This window comes from Ketobacter sp. MCCC 1A13808, from assembly GCF_009746715.1.
Classification (GTDB): Bacteria; Pseudomonadota; Gammaproteobacteria; order Pseudomonadales; family Ketobacteraceae; genus Ketobacter.
In genome coordinates this window covers 1-3,365 of the sequence record NZ_VRKW01000044.1, presented here as the reverse complement: position 1 = coordinate 3,365, position 3,365 = coordinate 1, and the positions used below count along the sequence as shown (strand labels likewise).

Annotated in this window: 6 protein-coding genes; all 6 read right to left on the bottom strand. The window is 43.0% G+C overall.

Translation table 11 applies throughout. The annotated features are described in order from the left end of the window. On the bottom strand, window positions 1–286 hold a 286-nt coding region (locus FT643_RS22840; RefSeq protein ID WP_198043829.1), incomplete at its 3' end, for a transposase. A gap of 192 nt (window positions 287–478) precedes the next feature. After that, window positions 479–847: a nuclear transport factor 2 family protein gene (locus tag FT643_RS22835; protein WP_156873708.1), complete on the bottom strand. Its 369-nt coding sequence runs from the start codon at window positions 845–847 to the stop codon at window positions 479–481. Window positions 848–1,687: 840 nt separating this feature from the next. Then, complete coding sequence (locus FT643_RS22830; protein ID WP_156873707.1) at window positions 1,688–2,086, bottom strand: hypothetical protein; 399 nt, start codon at window positions 2,084–2,086, stop codon at window positions 1,688–1,690. A 47-nt stretch (window positions 2,087–2,133) separates the two neighbouring features. Further along, entirely contained in the window at window positions 2,134–2,349 is a 216-nt protein-coding gene (locus FT643_RS22825; protein WP_103684840.1) for a DUF4287 domain-containing protein, read from the bottom strand. Window positions 2,350–2,368: 19 nt separating this feature from the next. Next, window positions 2,369–2,743: a DoxX family protein gene (locus tag FT643_RS24155; protein WP_156873706.1), complete on the bottom strand. Its 375-nt coding sequence runs from the start codon at window positions 2,741–2,743 to the stop codon at window positions 2,369–2,371. Between the two features lie 93 nt (window positions 2,744–2,836). Beyond that, window positions 2,837–3,223, bottom strand: a complete 387-nt coding sequence (locus FT643_RS22815) for a tautomerase family protein (protein WP_156873705.1) — start codon at window positions 3,221–3,223, stop codon at window positions 2,837–2,839. Window positions 3,224–3,365 lie beyond the last annotated feature (142 nt).

Sequence of the window (3,365 nt, the reverse complement as noted above, 5' to 3'; positions counted from 1 at the left end):
ACGCCGCCGCCTTTTTTAAGAATTCCACCTCTTTCTCGAGAGCCGCCTTTTCTCGCCTTAGCTTGCGAAGCTCTGCACTTTCTTTCTTCGAGTAGTCAACACCGTCAACAGAATTGAATTGTTTATCTGACAGCCGATTAAACTGTCGCCGCCAATTATAAATTTGCTGAGCACTGACTCCCAAGTCTTTTGCGACAGAGGCGTTGGTATTGTCTGGCTTTTCAGCACGCTTTACGGCCTCTCGGCGAAATTCTTCGGTATAGGTCTGTCTTTTCTTTCGGGTCATTTCGAACACCTTATATCATAGGTTCTAACTATAACAGGGTGTCTACTGAAAGTGGGTAACACGGACAGCTAACGCCGCCAACAACGGCAGACTTGTGATTGTGGATTTTGTGCAACAATGGCGAAGCCATGCACAAAAGACTCAAGTGCAAGGCTGTCCAGTGAGCGAAGCGAACGATGTTGCTTGGCCTTGTTATGAGGCATTTGGCCCAAGATGCTCTGTTATAATTTGCCATGTGCCACCTGAGTTAATTAGAACAGATGTGCCTCTGCCACCACCCGAAGCAGCTTGGCCATTAATAATACCTTGCCATTTAAAGGAATATAAACAAACTGCGGTTACGCTATCTAAACAAGCCCAATGTATATTTGAGATTGAATATTTTTCATCTTTGATAGTGGCAAAATTATTTTCAAATGCTTTGTGTACTTCTTCTTTTCCTTTGAACGTGCCTGTAAAAAAAGTTACACAAACATCATTATGCAGTAGCGGCTCAACTCTACTCCATTTTTGAGATGCCAATGCTTTCTCATATTCTTGCATTAAATTTTGAGGTGTCATTTCCCTTTAGCCTCATAACGTCAGCAACAGCGGCCGAACGTAGTGAGGTCCGACGCCGTAGGCGTGTACTGCTTGCTCTTGTTAGAATTTAAGCACTGATATCTCGGCATAATTAAGACCATAAACCCTAAAACAAACTATTTAAGTGTGCCTAGACTTTGCTATTAAGACATAAGGTATAGCCAATGGACCAAATAAACAAAAGACACAATCACTAAGGACAGAAGGCTTAAGGTTTCTTTTCTTGGCAATAAAATAGCATGCCCCGGCACCTAGCACCCATATTATGGCGGGTATGTATATTGTAGACATAGCGTATCCCTACCCTTCCTTAATCATATATCAGCTTAATCATGATATTCTTTTAAGCATGTATACTCTAAAAATCATTAAAAATTCTAACGCTGAGCTAAACGGCAGTTAAACCGCAGGTTTGACTGTCCGGTGGAGGCCCGCAGGGCCGGAGCGTATTTGAGCGTTTTGTTAGCTGAATAATCTTTGTTGTTGGCACCCACTTTAAATCCCTTTTAATGCTACTAAGTGTTGTTTTAAAAGCCATGCAACACTGCTTAATTTTGATAGTGCGGTCAACCTAAAGCTCGTGCCCGACTGGGAACGCAACCAACTTTCACGCATCAGCGCATGACTGACTTATGGTTGGCACGACCTTCCGATGGCACCTTACTTTACCCGCTATCAAGCGGCATACAAAACTGTTTTTACTTTACGGCTGCACGATATTTTTTTAATACGGCCAGCTAACGCCTTGCTAATGGGCTGACTGAAGCGCAGCGTAAGGAAGTCCAGCCGCAAGGCGACATTGAGCAACTTGTTAACACTTTACTCTGCGAAGTATACATATGCCACTAAACCACTTAAAAATGGAGTTAGATACAATGCTGCAAAACCTAAGAAAAGTATTAGCCCCTCATACCCTCTAGTTTTGTATAGATAGTAAGGCAGAACTAGTGGCCATGCAAAATAGACTGCTGCACTGAACTCAAATGAAGCGGAGAACTTTTTTTGCATTGGTTCTTTCACAGACCAAACTGCTATGAGTATGGCAAAAATAAATGCCCATGCAGAATCACTGGCATCAGATACCACCTCATTATTTGAGTTGAGAAGAACCTGAACCACGGTGTAAGACAATGACAACCCAACGATTGTCCATATTATTTTTATATGTAATCTATCCATGCTACTTGTAGTGTTAACGCCGCCAGCAGGGGCAGACAAAGCGCGCAGCGGTTTGGCTGTCCCTCTGGCTGGCTTTGTTAGGCATTTTATGCACCTTCTTTATCACGGAAGTAGGCAACAAGTGCATTCGCATGACCATGCCCTAGATTATGTTCAGACTTGAGCCAAGCTACCATTTCCATGTGTTTTAGTTGTTTTTGCTTTTTAAGCAGATTTAGCCAATGCTCGACTGGAAAACCATACTTCTTCTCAATGGAAGGAAAATAAGATGCAGGACCTTTAACTTTTTCTTGACCAGACATTTGCGTACCTTATTGAAATTTATTTTATTTTTAGAGGGAATAACCTTCTGACACTTTCATCCCTTAACCTCAGAGCCAGCCACATAAATATACCAAGATATACACTAAACAATGTATGGGAAAATAACGGGCTCTCCGCACGTAAATGACTGGCTATGGCCCCACCAAATAGCCCTGTCATTAAGATGCAGCCTAACAACGATGTTCGCGGAACCAAAAACAATATAGTGCACAATAGCTCAATAAAGCCTATTAAAAATACATATTTTGTCGGCCAGCCAATTTCTATAAGTGGGTCAAGCGCTACCTCGGCTCCCAATAACTTGGGTGCTACGGAAGCTGCTAGCATAAATAACGCGAAAAGAACTGAAATTCCCCAACCATACTTTTTCATACTTCCCTCTGTCGTATTCTGTATGCCTAACGCCGCAAGCAAAGGCGAGCGTTAGCGAGTCCAGCACCGAAGGTGCGATTTTGCCTTGCTTTGTTACACGTTAACTTTGTACTTGAGATCATTGGCCTCATCACCTGTGATGCCCCTGAAGCCCCATTGATGTGGGGCTTGTTCCTTAATGGTTATTTCAACATCGATTGGGGACAACAAAAGCTGGTTTTCAAGTTGTTGAAAAAGAGACTTGATAAGTGCTTTTTGTGTCTCAGGTTTACGGCCGGCCATCATGTTTATTTCTATAACAGTGTATGCATCAGTTCTACCACCTGGGAAATAAAAGTCTTCTCTATCCAGTGGCACAAATCTGTGGGCACGTTTGTCTTCTGGCATGCCGAGAACAGACTGCATGCAGCCGTGAATTACATCAGAGAGTTTTGCCTTGATAGGGTTTAGGTTTTCCTTGATCCCGTATACTACGATCATACTTGTTCCTTCATAGACGTGTAACGCCCACATCAGTGGGCCGCTGGAGTGGAGCCGTTTTTGTGCAATAATGAGCAAAGCGAATGCACAAAAACGGCGGAACGTAAGCGGCTCCACTGCATGTGATGGTTATAATTTGCTT

What these genes read in the sequence shown, in the direction of transcription:
- FT643_RS22835 (WP_156873708.1), bottom strand. Translation starts at nt 847, where the DNA reads ATGACACCTCAAAATTTAATGCAAGAATATGAGAAAGCATTGGCATCT.
- FT643_RS22825 (WP_103684840.1), bottom strand. Translation starts at nt 2,349, where the DNA reads ATGTCTGGTCAAGAAAAAGTTAAAGGTCCTGCATCTTATTTTCCTTCC.
- FT643_RS24155 (WP_156873706.1), bottom strand. Translation starts at nt 2,743, where the DNA reads ATGAAAAAGTATGGTTGGGGAATTTCAGTTCTTTTCGCGTTATTTATG.
- FT643_RS22815 (WP_156873705.1), bottom strand. Translation starts at nt 3,223, where the DNA reads ATGATCGTAGTATACGGGATCAAGGAAAACCTAAACCCTATCAAGGCA.